Source organism: Gaiella sp., assembly GCF_035710885.1.
In the GTDB taxonomy this organism is placed as follows: domain Bacteria; phylum Actinomycetota; class Thermoleophilia; order Gaiellales; family Gaiellaceae; genus Gaiella.
Genome location: NZ_DASTCS010000059.1, coordinates 1 through 14,478 on the forward strand (window position 1 = coordinate 1; position 14,478 = coordinate 14,478).

Here is a 14,478-nt window from a genome sequence, read left to right on the forward strand (position 1 = left end):
GTGAGCAGTCCCAGCGAGCGCGGCGATGGCCACCGCCGCTCCTATGACGACCAAGGTGATTCGGGTCTTCATGACACTTCCTCCGTTCGCGTGAATGAACTTCCGCTGTCAGCTAGGAAGCGTCCGGCACGTTCCTCAAGGGGCGCGCAACGGGTGCTCAACCGCGGCGCGTGCAAGAGGTTTCTCGGTTGGGTATTGCTTGGCGGCCCGGAACGGCCCGTTGTCACCCTCCAGGCGGAGCGGGCCTTCGTCGTTCCAGGGGCGAATCCGTGGCTACAGCGCGTGACTACAGCGTGGCTACAACGGGGCCTCAGGGGGAAATCGGGCCCGGAGAAGAACCGCTCAACCATGCGCCTCAGGGCATTGGAAAGGACGCCGCCCCGACCCCCCAGACTAGCGCGCTAACAAGGCTGCGCCACGCCCCGCGACCCGGCCATCCTAGCGGGCATCCCCCATCGGCCGAGTACGTCCCCACGAGCTCGGCGGCGCCGACGGCAACACAAATGGCAACGGCACGGCTCGTGCCGTCAGCCGCCGCGAAGGGCCGATGCCGAGCAGTCCGAGCGAGTGGCACGAGGTAGCGGACGAGGATCTCCTTGGGCGAGGCGGGCAAGCACTACACCGACCACGATCAGCCAGAGCGGAGGGAGAAGGAAGCCGGAGGAGCCTAGAGGATTAGGAGCGAGGCTCCGATGACGACTGTCGCCCACGCGCGGGGCGTAGGCAGCATGCCGTTACGGCGCGCGCCCGGACCGGTCGCGAGAAGCACGGCAGCGAAGGCTGCGTTCAAGGCCAGTCAGTCTCACGAGCCGCCGGCCGACGGAATGTGCCGCTTCTCCGCATCGTCCCGACGCCGGCTTCACAGGAGGAGCTGGACGCAGGCGCGGCGTCCCTAGCGGTCACCTCGAGCGTCTGCGGAAGTGCTGGAGGCGAACCGTGAGTCGTCGGCGCTGGCCGGCCTCGCTACACGAGCGTTGAGCCCGTGGGTTGGCCCCGACGTGAAGCATCGGGGCCAACCCGAGTGTCATTGGGCTGCTACTCGCCCGAGAAGAACCCGTGGTCCCCGTTGCAGGCGAACCCCGGATGAGGGATCGGCTCTCCCTTGACCTTGCCCGGATTCAGTGCGCTCGGACTCGCGAGGCCCATCCGGACGTCCTGCCCATACGACTGCGTCCGGCCGCCCGGACCCTCCTCCGGGTCCCCTTCCGGGTGGTCATTCTGTCCCGAGAAGACGCAAATCGAGTTTGCGTGAGCCGGGCCTTGCGTCGGCTTGCCGTTCCCGGTGACCTCACCGGCGAGCGCGGGACCGGCACCGAGCGCCGCGACCGCAGCTCCACAGCACGCAGCCGCGAGCACCGATCTTGTCCTCCCCATGTCCCTTCCCCCTTTTCTACGTGCGCCCGCATGGGCGCCCGGCCCGCGAGCCTACAGCGGCAGCGGAACCGGGTCAATCCTGGCAGACAGCCCGAGTAGTGCCGGCGCGCCGCGACGAGCGCCCGGGCTATCGCAACCGTTCGCTCAAGCGCCAGCGCGAATCCTGCAGAAGGATGGCGCGGAGCTCCTCCAGCCCTGGTGGCGGGTTCTCGAGGGCTTTGAGGATCGACTCGCGCTCGGCAACAGTCAGCCCCAGCACCTTGGCGCGGTAGAGAAGGGCTGTGTCCAGCCTTTGCGCGAGCTTTCGGTCGACAACCCGGGCGAGTTCCCGAAGCAGTCGCTCGTCGATCGGGACGCCTCCCACCAACATCCTCGATTCCTCTCGGCCGCAGTGACGAGAGTCATTCCTTCGTCCACCGACGATTCTTCCCGTGAACCAACAGGCGCAAACGCGGGCCCTGCGCGAGGTGTGAAGGACGCTCGAAGAGGGAACGGTGAGGTGCGCCCCGGGGCGAGGCGTCGCCGTGGCTCCCCCCCGCTCCGGCAGCTCCGGGGCGCTCTCCACTTCGGCAGCAGTCGCGGAGTATCGATGGAGCGATGGCGATTGCCGGTCTGGCACCGTAACCCCGTGGTGCGTTTTCGATACGGCCGTCGAGGATAGGAGCACGCCGTGGGACACACGAAGAAGAACCTGGAGACGGAGGTCGAGAACCAGGCGCCCAAGTTCGGCATGCCGGACGAGATGGAAGCCCGGTTCGCGCGGTCGGCGCTCGGCGGGGAGACGCTGGGCCTGAGCCTGTTCAGGCTCGCGCCAGGTTTCCGGGTCCCGTTCGGGCACAAGCACGAGAACCAGGAAGAGGTCTACGTCGTGCTGCGCGGCTCCGCCAGGGTGAAGGTCGACGACGAGACCGTCGAGCTCGGTGAGAAAGATGCGATCCGCTTCGACAAGAACACGATGCGGGCCGTCGAAGCGGGACCCGAGGGGGTCGAGTACGTGGCGTTCGGGGCCGGTGACGACCCGCGGGACGCCGAGATGGTCCAGGGCTGGTGGGGCGACTCGGGCTGACGCACGGTCGCGCGCCCTCCCACTCCTCTGACCGCTCCGACCACCCGACACCTGCGAGAGCGGGCGGTCATCCAAGCGAGGGATGCCGCCGACCGGCCGCCCCGCCGATGAGGTACCGACCCGTCCACTGCGGATTTCGGGCTCATCGTCACTGCGGCCCCAAGGAGGACTCGCTTCATGCCCGGAAGGACTCTGCTCGCGTTGCTGGGAGCCTGCCTGGCGGGCCTCGTGCTCGCCGCTCCCTCGCTCGCGCTCGACATCGCGGATGCGTCACCGCCGTCGGGGGCCGTGGGAGTTCCCTACAGCTACACGTTCCAGCTCTCGCCCGGCAGCGGCAGCCCCGGAGCGTCGTGGAGCATCGACACGGGAGCGCTTCCTCCGGGCTTGCGTCTCTCCTCGAACGACCGTACCGCCACCGTGTACGGGACGCCCACACAGGCCGGCGCCTTCAGCTTCTTCGTCAAGGTGCGTGACGCGCCGGGACCGTGGGTCTGCTGCACCGAGGAGCAGTTCACGATCGTCATCGACCCGGGGCTGGACATCACGGCGAGTTCCGACCTGCCGGCGGGCAGCGTGGGCGCCGCCTACGGCTACCAGCTGGCGACCGCGGGGGGCAACGCCAGCGCCTGGGTGATCACCTCCGGAAGCCTGCCCGCGGGGATGCAGTTCACACCGGATGGGGCGATCGTCGGCACACCGATGCAGGCGGCGCTCTCCAGGATCGTGGTCAGGGCCGTCGACGGGAGCCGCAGCGCATCGAAGCAGCTCACCCTGAAGGTCACCGAGCCGGTCGTCGCGACCGGGCCGGCGGCGACCGCCGTCAAGCTGGGTCGACAGTTCCTCATGTCCTTCGCCGTGAAAGGAGGCCTCGGACCGTACACGTGGAGCGGCGTCGAGCTCCCCCAGGGCATCGGCGTCAACCCCTCCACGGGGCAGGTCGGCGGCAGGCCGAAGGTGGCCGGCCCGCTCACGGTCGCCGTGCAGGTCACGGACGCGCTCGGCACGAGCGGGATCGCCCGCGCGACCGTGAACGTCGCCACGAGGCTCTCGATCGCCGGTGTGAGGCTTCCGGTCGCCCGCGACGGGAAGCGGTTCAGCGCGAAGGTGCTGACGTCGGGGGGCGCCGGGCCGTTCACGCTGAGGCTCGCTGGCAGCAAGCCGGGCTGGCTCAGGTTCGACAGCGCGACCGGACAGCTCTCGGGCAAGGTGAAGCTGAAGCTGCGCAAGCCGCTGGTCGTCGAGAGGCGTACGAAGAAGGGCGTCAAGCGGATCGTGACGCACCGTCCGCCGCTCGCGCTCACCTACAACCTCTACCTCACGGCGACCGACTCGCTGGGACAACGGAGCACGCAGAGGCTGAAGCTGAGCGTGAGGCCGTAGCCACGAGCGTGGGACGGAGCTCTCGGGGGAGTGAGCTCCGTCCCACACCTCACCTCATCGCCTGGGACCGCACCGGCGAGTCCGGGCCCGCGAGCTGTGCCCGGCCGTCCTCCTCCCGACCGGCGGTCAGGAGAGGCGCTTGTACAGGCGGTCGACGAGCGCGGGGGTCTGCTCGAGCTTGTCGATGATGAGCCGCACACGAACCTCGCGGAAGTAGTCCGGCTTCACCCCGAGCGCCTTGCCGATGCGCCCGATGACCGCCGTCGACGGCACGCGCCGGTTGCCGTGGACGATGTGGTTGAGGTAGCCGGCAGACAACCCCGTCTTCTCGGCGAGGGCACGGTACGTGATCCCCGTGTCGGCCATCAGCCGTTCGATCGCGGGGCCGAGGGGCTCACTCGCGTACGTCCGTTTCTTTGCCACCATCAGTCCTGCCCTGTCCAGTCAATCACAGACGCGCGCGGTACGCGCGAATCCGCATCGTCCCCCCTGCGGCGCACGTCGACGGAGTCGTCCTCGAGGCTCTTCCGCCCGACCGTGACGCGCAACGGGCAGCCCAGGAGGTCGGCGTCCGCGAACTTCTCCCCCGGGCGTGCGTCGCGGTCGTCGAGCAGGACCGAGCGGCCTGCCGCGGACAGCTCCTCGGCGAGGCCGGACGCGAGCCCGGCGATCTCCGCCGTGCCGCCGTCGAGCGAGAGGACGTGGACGTCGAACGGCGCGGTCGAAGCGGGCCACACGATCCCGCGCTCGTCGTGGCGCTGCTCGACGATCGCCGCGAGGACGCGACCCGGTCCGATGCCGTAGCAGCCCATCTGCATCGGATGCTCGACCGACTGCTCGTCGAGGTACGTCGCCTCGAACGGCACGGAGTAGAACGTTCCCAGCTTGAAGATGTGACCGACCTCGATCGCGGTACGGAACACGAGCGTCCCACCGCAGTTCGGACAGCGGTCGCCCTCGCGCGCCACACGGATGTCGGCCACGCGGCCGTCGAAGTCCCGGCCCTGCTGGACGCCGCGCAGGTGGTAGCCGGTCCGGTTCGCCCCCGCGACGAACTGCCCTTCGCGAAGCGTCTCGTCGACGACCACGTCGCCGTCGAAGCCGACCGGACCGAGCGAGCCGGGCTCAGCGCCGAACGCCTCACGGATCTCCTCGGGATGCGCCGGCCGAACGAGGCTTCCGAGCACACCCGCGAGCTTGGCCTCGTCGAGGCGATCGTCGCCGCGGACGAGGGCAAGCACAACCTTGCCATCGGCGACGACCGGCATCGCCTTCGACGTCGCGGCGAGGTCGATGCCGAGAAAGCCGGCCAGGCTCTCGCACGTCTCGATCCCGGGCGTCTCCACCTCGGCGGGCGACGCGAGCGTCTCGGGAAAGTCCGGCGCCGCGGGCACACCGCGCGCGATCTCGAGGTCCGCCGCATAGTCCCCACGCTCACAGGTGACGAGCGTGTTCTCGCCGGAGCCGGAGGGGGCCAGGAAATCGACCGACTCGCTGCCGCCCATCATCCCCGACTCGGCCTCGACGGCGACGGTCTCGAGCCCGCAGCGCTCGAAGATCTGCTCGTAGGCGCCCTTGTGCGCGAGAAACGAGCGCTCGAGCCCCTCCTCGTCGCGGTCGAACGAGTACGCGTCCTTCATCACGAATTCGCGCACGCGGATCAGCCCGCCGCGGGGTCTGGTCTCCTCCCGCTCCTTCGTCTGGACGTGGTAGAGGATCTTGGGCAGGTCGCGGTAGGACCGAAGCTCGCGTGCGTGGAGCGTGACCGTCTCTTCATTCGTCGGGGAGAGCACGAAGTCACGTCCCGACGCGTCGCGGATCTTCATCAACGAGTCGAATTTGTCGTAGCGGCCGCTGAGCTGCCAGAGCTCGGCCGGCGTCAGGACGGGCATCGACATCTCCTGGCCACCGATCGCGTTCATCTCCTCGCGGACGATCTGCACGACGTTCTCGTGCACGCGCCAGCCCGCGGGCAGGTACGTCCAGAGACCCGCCCCGACCTGTCGGATGAGCCCCGCACGGACGAGGAGCTTGTGGGAGACCGCCTCTGCGTCCGCGGGGTCCTCGCGGAGCGTCGGCAGGAAGAGCGTCGACTGGCGCTGCAGCACGAGCGAAATCTAGATGCAGACGACGCGTGCTCAGCCGTCGACGCGCACGAAGCCGCTGACGCGCGTCGTGTCGCCCTCGCCGCTCGCCTGGAGGACGAAGGAGTCCAGGGACTCGATCGGCTCCCTCGCGTCGGGCGGGACGGCGGTGTTCGAGAGCTCGTCGATCAGCGCGAGCAGGCCGTCCACGTCGACGTAGACGAAGCCCTTCGTCCGCTCCTCGAGCTCGACGTCCTCGGCGGCCCGCGTGAACGCGTCGGTGTCGACGAGCTTGTCGTCGTCGCTCGTAAAGACCCGGATGCCCTCGGCCCCCGTGGTCGCGATCAACGTGTCGTCGTCGAGACGGGCGTACGAGACCGTCACGTCGTCGCCGCTGAGCCTCCGCACCTCGATCCCGTTCTCCGTGGCGGTGCCGACTGTCGTGTCCATCGCGTCGGCGAGCTTTCGCACCGCTCGGTCGAGGGTCTCCCAGGTCTTGTCCGGGTCCGGCGGGTCGAGCGCGAGTGTCACCTCGGGAGTCGCCCCTCCGCGCCGGACGTAGAGCGCTCCCTCGCCGGAGAGCCCGTCGACGAGGCCGTCGAGCGAGATCCCCGTCAGCTGCTCGATCCGGGCGGACACGCCCTCCACGTCCACCCCGCCCTCGATGCGCTCGAGGATGGCCTGCGTCCCCCCGAAGGAGAGAGCGGCGACCGCGTCGGCAGGGACGCGGCGGAAGAGCTCCGGCTCGTAGCTCGTGTCCGCGCCCCCCGGCGCCTGGATCCCAATCGTGGCGAGCAGGCCGTCGTCCTCCGCGGAGACGGCCGCCGCGAGCCACTCGAGCCCCAGGTCGAGCTCCGACGAGGCCTCCTCGAGCGCCGCGCCGAGATCCTTCGAGAGGCTCGCGGCGTCCACCCAGACGCGCGCCAGCCCCTCCTCGGGCAGCGTGTCGAAGCCGTCCGCGAACGCGTCCACGTCGGGCAGCGTTCCCTGCTCCAGCGCCGCCCGGTAGGCGGTCAGATCCGAGGCGCGCTCGGCGACGGCGCTCCAGCCGGAGACATCCTCCGTCACGACCTTCCGGTCGCCCTTGGCGAGCAGCGCTTCGAGCGCGGTGTCGCTGTCCGGCTGGGTGAGGACCACCGTGCGGTGGCTCTGCGTCACGACCACCACGACCTCGGGCCCGAGCGCGGGCGCGACATCGTCGTCCCACGTCAGGCCCTCGTCCGTCAGCGCCGACGCGATCGCGTCGGTAAGCCCGTCACGGGCGCCGGGGATGCGCGCGAGCAGGCTCTCGGCCCGCTGCCACTGGTCGGAGCCCTCGTCGGTCGTGACGGTCGCATAGACGAGGGCGTCGGCCGGGGCCAACGAGGCGGACTCGGGGAGACCGGCCGCCTCCTGCGTCGCGCCGCCGCAGCCGGCCGCGACCACGACGGCGAGCAGAAGGAGAAAGGGAGCCGCGCGGCGAGGCATGCTCAGACCGTATCGGCGCCGCCGGCGGGAAGCTGAACGGCCGGGGTCGGCCGGCGACTCAGTCCGCTGCGGAGACGGGCTCCAGCGGGATGAGACTCGCCTCCGCCATCGCGAGCGCAGCCGGCTTCGCCAGCCTGAGGCGCTTCGGTCGGGGCATGCCCGCCGCGATCCACCGGTCGATCTCGTGGAACAGCTCGTCGATCAGGACGTCCGACGGGACCTTTCTCAGCACCCGTCCGTGCGCGTACACGAACCCGACCTCGCGGCCGCCCGCGATGCCGAAGTCGGCGTCGCCGGCCTCGCCGGGCCCGTTGACCGCGCAGCCCATCACCGCCACCTCGAACGCCTGGGGGTAATCGCGGAGACGGTCTTCCACCACGACCGCGAGGCTCTCCACGCCGACGTTGTCGCGTCCGCACGAGGGGCAGGCGATCATCACCGGGCCCCGCTCGCGCAGGCCGAGCGCCTTCAAGATCTCCCAGGCGACCTCGACCTCCTTCACGGGATCCGCCGTCAGGGAGACGCGGATCGTGTCGCCGATCCCGTCCATCAGCAGCGACCCCATGCCGACCGCGCTCTTGATGCCCCCCGCGAACGGCGTGCCGGCCTCCGTCACACCGAGGTGCAGCGGGTAGGGCACCTTCTCGGCCAGCATCCGGTACGCCCGGATCATCGTCGGGACGTGCGACGCCTTCACCGAGATCTTGAAGTCACGGTAGTCCAGCCGCTCGAGGATCTCGACCTGCTCCAGCGCCTCCACGACGAGGGCCTCTGCGGTGTCCTCGCGGGCGAGCGCCTTGAGGTGCTCGGGGAGCGAGCCTGCGTTGGCGCCGATGCGCATCGGGACACGGGCGCGCTTGGCGGCCTTGACGACCTGCTCGGTCTTGTCCGGGCCGCCGATGTTGCCGGGGTTGATGCGGACGGCGTGGACGCCGGCCTCGATCGCCTCGAGCGCGAGCGAGGCGTTGAAGTGGATGTCCGCGATCACCGGGATCGGGGACAGGCGGACGATCAGCGGCAGCGCGCGTGCGTCCTCCCGCTTCGGCACGGCGACCCGGACGACCTCGCACCCCGCCGAGGCGAGCGCCGCGATCTGCGCCGTCGTCGCCTCGACGTCGTGCGTCTTCGTGAGGGTCATCGACTGGACGACGACCGGCGCGCCGCCGCCGATCGCGACGCCGCCGACACGGATGCCGTGCGCGCTCGCCATCAGCCGTCAGGGTACCCGGCGCCCCACCCGGCCACGTGTGGTGCCAGGCACGGAGCCATGTCCGTTCGGGGCGTGCACGATGAGCCGGTGCGCGTCGAGCCCTCCCCCACGCCCTGGCAGCTCGAGCCGCCGCCGGACGACCACCCGGACGACCTCTGGGCGGTCGGGGCCGACCTCGAACCGGGGACGCTCCTCGCTGCGTACCGGCTCGGGCTGTTCCCGATGCCCATCGGGTCACGGCACGGCTGGTTCTCCCCGGTGCGGCGGGGCGTCGTCCCGCTGGAGCCATTCATGCCCTCGCGCTCGCTGCGACGCGCCTCCCGGGGGTTCGAGATCCGCCTGAACACGGCCTTTCGGGACGTGGTGGACGGCTGCGCCAGGCCGGGTGAGCGCGCGAGCTGGATCGACGCCGGGATCACCCACGCGTACACGCGGCTCCACGAGCTCGGCTGGGCACACTCCGTCGAGGCCTGGGACGATGCGGGGCTCGCAGGGGGCCTCTACGGCGTCGCGATCGGCGGCCTCTTCGCGGCAGAGTCGATGTTCCACGCGCGGTCGGACGCGTCGAAGGCTGCGTTCGTCGCGCTCGTCGAGCACCTGCGATCGGCCGGGGACGCGGAACGACGCCTGCTGGACGTCCAGTGGCTGACTCCGCATCTCGAATCGCTCGGGGCAGCGGAGCTCACGAGAGCCGAGTATCGGCATCGCCTTGCCGACGCACTCGAGCTCACCGGTCCCTGGCCTTGACGGATTGGTGAGCGGTGCGGCAGAAGGCCGGCGTTGCCGGGCCGGGAGGCCGGCCGCGCGTAGCTTCGTCGCCGGCCCGAGGAGGGGCCCGTGGGGGACCATGGGTTCCCCGACGTTCCTAGGAGAGCCGGCCGATGTCGTTCGAGAGGCCGATCACGAAGAGGAGCAAGACGAGACCGATCCCGACCACCGAGACGCGCTCGTAGACCTCCCGGCGTACCGCCCGGCCGCGTACGCCTTCCGCGACGGCGAACACGATGTGGCCCCCGTCGAGTGGGAGCAGCGGCAGCAGGTTGAGGAGCGCGATCGAGAGCGAGATCAGTCCGAGCACGAACAGGAAGCTCTCCGTGCCCTGCTTGGCGGCGTCCGAGGAGCCCTGGACGATGCCGACCGGGCTCGCGATCTGGTCACGTCCCTCCCCGGTCACCAGCCGTCCCAGGGCGGCACCGATGTCGCGTGTCACGCGCCAGCTGAGGTCGAGCGACTCGACCGCCGCCTCGTGCACCGGGAGCCCCTCGCCGGCGAGGATGAAGCCCAGTCGGTACGCGCCCTGGTCCATCCGGGGGGCGGTCGGGGGCAGGCCGACCTCCGCTCCCCGGCGAGCGACGACGACGGTCAGTGGCCGACCCTCGGAGCCGGAGATCAGTCGCGAGATGTCCTCCGGCTCGACGACGGCTCCGTCGATCTTGACGATGCGATCGCCGGGCTGGAGGCCCATGCGGGCCGCCGGCGTCCCCTCGGAGACGCGCTCCACGGTCGTGGTCGCCGCGCCGACCGAGGTCATGAAGAGGCCGGTGAAGAGGACGAGCGCGAGCATGACGTTGGCCGCCGGCCCGGCCGCGATCGCTGCAGCGCGCTTCCAGGTCGCCGCACGCCAGTAGGCGTTCGGCCCCAGCGAGTCGCCGAGATCCTCGATGCCCTTGCGTGCGGCGGCAACCGTGCGCGGCGGGAGGTCGCTCTCGTCGACGAGCTCCTGCAGGACCCGCAGCGAGTCGCGGGCGGCATCGTGATCCCCTGCGGCGAGCGCGCCCCTCAGGCGGCTCGTGGCGCCGGACAGCGACGGCGCGTCCGCGAGCGCGCGGCCGAGGCCCGCGTCGACGTCCACCGGCGACGGCCGGTGCATCCCGGGGATCTTCACGAAGCCCCCGAGCGGGACCGCGCCCAGGCCGTACTCGATCCCGTTCCGGGTCGTCTTCCAGATCGCCGGAGGGAAGCCGATGTAGAACCGGCGCGGACGCATCCCGAGCGCGAGCGAGACGAGGAAATGCCCGAGCTCGTGGACGAAGATCAGGATTCCGAGCCCGACGATCGCGACGAAGATGGTCATACGGGCTGCAGTCCCCTCGCGGCGAGCCGGCGGGCCTCGTGGTCGGCCGCGTGGAGGTCCTCGAGGTCGCGCGCAGGAGCGCCGTCGACGCGCGCGAGCGTCTCCTCGACCATGGCCGCGATGTCGAGGAAGCCGATGCGCCCCTCGAGGAAGGCGGCCACGGCGACCTCGTTCGCGGCGTTGTAGGCGCATGGCGCCGTCCCGCCCCGCTCCGCCGCGGCGCGCGCCAGCGAGAGCAGCGGGAAGGCGTCGTGGTCGACGGCCTCGAACCCGAGCGTCAGGCCCTCCAGGTCGAGCTGCTCGACCGGCGTCGCGGCGCGCTCCGGGTAGGTCAGCGCGTAGGAGATCGGCACCCGCATGTCGGGCAGCCCGACGTGTGCGAGGAGGGCCCCGTCGCGGAACCGCACGAGCGAGTGAACGACGGAGGTCGGATGCACCACGACCTCGATCCTCTCGTACGGGACGTCGAACAGCCAGTGCGCCTCGATCAGCTCCAGGCCCTTGTTCGCGAGAGTCGCGGAGTCGACGGTGATCTTGGGGCCCATGCTCCAGGTGGGATGCGCGAGCGCCTCGGCCGGCGTGACCGCAGCGAGCTCGTTCCGAGCGCGGCCCCGGAACGCGCCGCCGGAGGCGGTCAGCACGAGGCCCGCGACCGTCTCGGGATCGCGTCCCTCGAGGCACTGGTGGAGCGCGGAATGCTCGCTGTCCACGGGGATCAGGAGCCCTCCGCCCCGCTCCCAAGCCGCAAGCGCGAGCTCGCCCGCGGCGACGAGGCTCTCCTTGTTGGCGAGCGCGAGGGTGACGCCGCGCTCGAGCGCCCAGATCGTCGCGCGCACGCCCGCGAACCCGACGACCGCGTTCAGCACCACGTCGGGCTCGCTGCGCTCCAGCAGCGCGACGGGGTCACCGCCGACCTGAGCGTGCTCGACGCCGAGCTCGGCGGAAAGCGCCTCGAGAGGCGTCGCGCCGGATTGGAGCGCGCAGATCGCGAGGTCGGGGCGCCCGGAGACGATATCGATCGCCTGCCGGCCGATCGATCCGGTCGCACCGAGCAAGGCGACGCGTTTCACGTCCGGGAAGGATGCCTGACGGTCTGTAACACTCCTGTTACGCCATCGCCAGCAGCGCGACGTAGGCGGCGGGCGCCGCCCAGAGGAGCGAGTCGACCCGGTCGAGCACACCGCCGTGGCCCGCGAGCAGCCGACCGGAGTCCTTGACCCCGAGATCGCGCTTGACGGCCGACTCGAAGAGGTCACCCAGCGTGGCCGCGAGCGCGATCACGAGCCCCAGGATCAGCGACTCCGCCGTCGAGATCACGTCCTGCTCGTAGAGCGCGAAGAACGTGACGGCGACGGCCGCGAGCGTGCCTCCGACGAAGCCCTCCCAGGACTTGCCTGGGGAGATCGCGGGCGCCAGCCGGTGGCGTCCGATCGCGCGGCCGACGAAGAAGGCCGCGGTGTCGTCGGCGAAGACCGTGAGGAGCGTGGTGAAGATCAGAAGACGCCCGTCGGCAGGGATGTCTCGGAGCAGCATCATGTGCGCCAGCCCGCCTCCGACCCATGCGACCCCGAGCAGCGTCACCGCGAACGCCGCGACGGCGCTCTGCCGGGCGCTCGAGACGAAGAAGACGAGAATCGCCGCGGGCAGCGTGGCGAGGATCCCGGCGAGCACCCACTCCGACCCGCCGAGCTGCGCCCCCAGAAGCGTGAGGACGAGGCCCACGTACCCCCCGAGCACGACCGGGTGGAGCGCCCGGGCGATGGTGTAGAGCTCGTGGAGAGCGAGGAGACCCGCGACGACGGCCAGGCCGAAGACCCACCACCCGCCGAGCCAGACGACGCCGAACACGAGCGGCAGGAGAACCGCGCCGACGACGAGCCGGGAGACGAGCGGGCTCACGAGCGGGTGCGCGCGCCGAAGCGGCGCTGGCGCGCTGCGTATGCCTGGACCGCTGCGCCGAGATCGGCCGCGTCGAAGTCGGGCCAGAGGGTGTCGGTGAACACGAGCTCGGCGTAGGCCGCCTCCCAGAGGAGGAAGTTCGACAGGCGGAGCTCGCCAGAGGTGCGGATCAGCAGGTCGATCTCGCCCATCTCCGGGGCGTACAGACGGGCGGACAGGGTGTCCTCGTCGACCGCGGCGGGATCGACGCCGTCCTCGACCAGGCGCCGGGCAGCATGCGCGATCTCGGCCCGGCCGCCGTAGTCGAACGCGATCCACAGGTTGAGCGTGTCCAGCTCCTCGGTCTCCGCCTCCAGCGCGCCCATCTTCTCGTCGAGCCACGGCTCGATCCGGTCACGCCGGCCCAGGAAGCGGGTCCGGACCCCCTGCTTCGCGAGGTCGGGCAGCTCGCCGTCGATCGTCTCCGAGAGGAGCTCCATCAGGTCCTCCACCTCGTCCGTGGGGCGCGTCCAGTTCTCGGTCGAGAACGCGTAGACGACGAGCGTCTCGATGCCGAGGTCGATCGCCGCCTCGACGACACGCCGGAGCGCCTTCGTGCCCGCCCGGTGGCCGTCGGCGACGGTGAGTGCCCGAGCCTCGGCCCAGCGGCCGTTGCCGTCCATGATGATCGCCACGGCGCGCGGTACCCGCGCGTCGTCGCTGACCGGACCGGACGGTTCGTCGGACACCAGGGGGTTCATTCAGAGGGCTGCCGCCGTTTGGCGTCAGACCTCCATGATCTCCGCTTCCTTGTGCTTGAGGAGCTCGTCGATGCGCTTGACGTGCTCGTCGGTCAGCTTCTGCACCTGCGCCTCGGCGCGACGCTCCTCGTCGTCGCCCACGTCGCCGTTGCGCACGAGCTCCTCGAGGTGGCGCATCACGTCCCGCCGCACGTTGCGGATCGCGACCTTGCCGTCCTCCGCGGAGCGGCGGACGACCTTCACGAGCTCCTTGCGGCGCTCCTCCGTCAGCGACGGAATCGGGAGGCGGATCAGCTTGCCGTCGTTCGACGGCGTCAGCCCGAGGTCCGACTCCATGATCGCCTTCTCGATCGCCTTGATCTGCGTCGGGTCGTAGGGCTGCACCGAGAGCAGCCGCGCCTCGGGGGCGCTGATCGTCGCCATGTTCGAGAGCGGCGTCGGCTGGCCGTAGTAGTCGATCGTGATCCGGTCGAGCAGCGCCGTCGAGGCGCGCCCCGTGCGCACCGCGTTGAACTCGCTCCGCGTGTGCTCGATCGACCCGTCCATCCGCCGCTCGCAGTCCGCCAGGAACTCCTCGATCGCTGCCACCTACGCCATCCTCCTCTCGACGTCGCTACGAAGTGCGCGCATCCGCTCCCGCCGGTGTGGAGACCACGGTGCCGATCCGCTCGCCGGAGGCGATGCGGACGATGTTCCCCTCGGCGAGCTCGAAGACGTGGATCGGGACCCCGTTGTCCATGCAGAGTGACAGCGCAGTGGTGTCCATCACCTTCAGCCCCCGCTCGATCGCCTCGAGGTGCGTGAGCTCGGGCAGGAAGCGTGCGTCGGGATCGAGGCGCGGGTCGCCGTCGTAGACCCCGGCGACGCCGTGCTTGGCCATCAGGATCGCCTCGGCGCCGATCTCCAGCGCGCGGAGGGCCGCCGCGGTGTCCGTCGTGAAGAACGGGTTGCCCGTGCCCGCGGCGAAGATAACGACCCGTCCCTTCTCCAGATGCCGGATCGCACGGCGCCGGATGTACGGCTCGGCCACCTCGGAGACGGTAACGGCGGACTGCACCCGCGTCTGCGCCCCGAGGCGCTCGAGCGCGTCCTGCAGCGCGAGAGCGTTCAGCAGCGTCGCGAGCATCCCCGCGTAGTCGGCGGTCGCCCGGTCCATCCCCTCGGCCGCGGCGCTCATCCCGCGG

15 protein-coding genes are annotated in these 14,478 nt (G+C 70.7%); 3 read left to right on the forward strand and 12 right to left on the reverse strand.

The features are described from left to right. Positions 1-1,035: 1,035 nt before the first annotated feature. Positions 1,036-1,374 carry a hypothetical protein gene (locus tag VFO26_RS14545; protein WP_325115765.1) on the reverse strand — a complete coding sequence of 113 codons (339 nt, stop codon included), beginning with the start codon at positions 1,372-1,374 and terminating at the stop codon, positions 1,036-1,038. 127 nt (positions 1,375-1,501) lie between these two features. Further along, the gene (locus VFO26_RS14550) at positions 1,502-1,738 is read right to left on the reverse strand and encodes a hypothetical protein (RefSeq protein ID WP_325115766.1); all 237 of its coding nucleotides are present in this window, start codon (positions 1,736-1,738) and stop codon (positions 1,502-1,504) included. A 306-nt stretch (positions 1,739-2,044) separates the two neighbouring features. Between VFO26_RS14550 and VFO26_RS14555 the strand changes: the two genes are divergently transcribed. Both VFO26_RS14555 and VFO26_RS14560 read left to right on the forward strand, forming a co-directional pair. Further along, entirely contained in the window at positions 2,045-2,440 is a 396-nt protein-coding gene (locus tag VFO26_RS14555) for a cupin domain-containing protein (protein ID WP_325115767.1), read from the forward strand. Positions 2,441-2,617: 177 nt separating this feature from the next. Next, entirely contained in the window at positions 2,618-3,820 is a 1,203-nt protein-coding gene (locus VFO26_RS14560; protein WP_325115768.1) for an Ig domain-containing protein, read from the forward strand. 126 nt (positions 3,821-3,946) lie between these two features. Here the strand turns inward: VFO26_RS14560 and VFO26_RS14565 are convergent, their stop codons facing one another. From VFO26_RS14565 to ispG, 4 genes are read right to left on the reverse strand one after another with little or no spacing between them, the layout of a single operon-like run. Continuing rightward, on the reverse strand, positions 3,947-4,243 hold the full coding sequence (locus tag VFO26_RS14565) for a helix-turn-helix transcriptional regulator (protein ID WP_325115770.1): 297 nt from the start codon (positions 4,241-4,243) through the stop codon (positions 3,947-3,949). A 2-nt stretch (positions 4,244-4,245) separates the two neighbouring features. After that, positions 4,246-5,928 carry a proline--tRNA ligase gene (locus VFO26_RS14570; protein WP_325115771.1) on the reverse strand — a complete coding sequence of 561 codons (1,683 nt, stop codon included), beginning with the start codon at positions 5,926-5,928 and terminating at the stop codon, positions 4,246-4,248. 30 nt (positions 5,929-5,958) lie between these two features. Next, positions 5,959-7,371, reverse strand: coding sequence for a DUF3352 domain-containing protein (locus VFO26_RS14575; protein WP_325115772.1), 1,413 nt, complete (start codon positions 7,369-7,371; stop codon positions 5,959-5,961). A 58-nt stretch (positions 7,372-7,429) separates the two neighbouring features. After that, entirely contained in the window at positions 7,430-8,581 is a 1,152-nt protein-coding gene (gene ispG, locus VFO26_RS14580; RefSeq protein ID WP_325115773.1) for a flavodoxin-dependent (E)-4-hydroxy-3-methylbut-2-enyl-diphosphate synthase, read from the reverse strand. 87 nt (positions 8,582-8,668) lie between these two features. Here ispG and aat point away from each other — a divergent pair, with 87 nt between their 5' ends. Beyond that, positions 8,669-9,328, forward strand: coding sequence for a leucyl/phenylalanyl-tRNA--protein transferase (gene aat, locus VFO26_RS14585; RefSeq protein ID WP_325115774.1), 660 nt, complete (start codon positions 8,669-8,671; stop codon positions 9,326-9,328). Positions 9,329-9,446: 118 nt separating this feature from the next. Here aat and VFO26_RS14590 read toward each other — a convergent pair whose 3' ends face one another. The 6 genes from VFO26_RS14590 to VFO26_RS14615 all read right to left on the reverse strand — a co-directional run. Next, positions 9,447-10,655 carry a M50 family metallopeptidase gene (locus VFO26_RS14590; protein WP_325115775.1) on the reverse strand — a complete coding sequence of 403 codons (1,209 nt, stop codon included), beginning with the start codon at positions 10,653-10,655 and terminating at the stop codon, positions 9,447-9,449. Beyond that, positions 10,652-11,725 (reverse strand): 1-deoxy-D-xylulose-5-phosphate reductoisomerase, encoded by a 1,074-nt coding sequence (dxr, locus tag VFO26_RS14595; protein ID WP_325115776.1) that lies wholly within the window; start codon positions 11,723-11,725, stop codon positions 10,652-10,654. The genes VFO26_RS14590 and dxr overlap by 4 nt, the downstream gene beginning before the upstream one ends. A gap of 37 nt (positions 11,726-11,762) precedes the next feature. Further along, entirely contained in the window at positions 11,763-12,554 is a 792-nt protein-coding gene (locus tag VFO26_RS14600) for a phosphatidate cytidylyltransferase (RefSeq protein WP_325115777.1), read from the reverse strand. Further along, the gene (gene uppS, locus VFO26_RS14605) at positions 12,551-13,282 is read right to left on the reverse strand and encodes a polyprenyl diphosphate synthase (protein WP_325115778.1); all 732 of its coding nucleotides are present in this window, start codon (positions 13,280-13,282) and stop codon (positions 12,551-12,553) included. The genes VFO26_RS14600 and uppS overlap by 4 nt, the downstream gene beginning before the upstream one ends. A 36-nt stretch (positions 13,283-13,318) precedes the next feature. Continuing rightward, positions 13,319-13,882, reverse strand: a complete 564-nt coding sequence (gene frr, locus VFO26_RS14610) for a ribosome recycling factor (protein WP_325115779.1) — start codon at positions 13,880-13,882, stop codon at positions 13,319-13,321. A 25-nt stretch (positions 13,883-13,907) separates the two neighbouring features. Beyond that, positions 13,908-14,478 (reverse strand): uridine monophosphate kinase (locus VFO26_RS14615; RefSeq protein ID WP_325115780.1); only part of this gene is annotated, 571 nt, incomplete at its 5' end.

What these genes read in the sequence shown, in the direction of transcription:
- VFO26_RS14545 (WP_325115765.1), bottom strand. Translation starts at nt 1,374, where the DNA reads ATGGGGAGGACAAGATCGGTGCTCGCGGCTGCGTGCTGTGGAGCTGCG.
- VFO26_RS14590 (WP_325115775.1), bottom strand. Translation starts at nt 10,655, where the DNA reads ATGACCATCTTCGTCGCGATCGTCGGGCTCGGAATCCTGATCTTCGTC.
- VFO26_RS14575 (WP_325115772.1), bottom strand. Translation starts at nt 7,371, where the DNA reads ATGCCTCGCCGCGCGGCTCCCTTTCTCCTTCTGCTCGCCGTCGTGGTC.
- VFO26_RS14560 (WP_325115768.1), top strand. Translation starts at nt 2,618, where the DNA reads ATGCCCGGAAGGACTCTGCTCGCGTTGCTGGGAGCCTGCCTGGCGGGC.
- ispG (WP_325115773.1), bottom strand. Translation starts at nt 8,581, where the DNA reads ATGGCGAGCGCGCACGGCATCCGTGTCGGCGGCGTCGCGATCGGCGGC.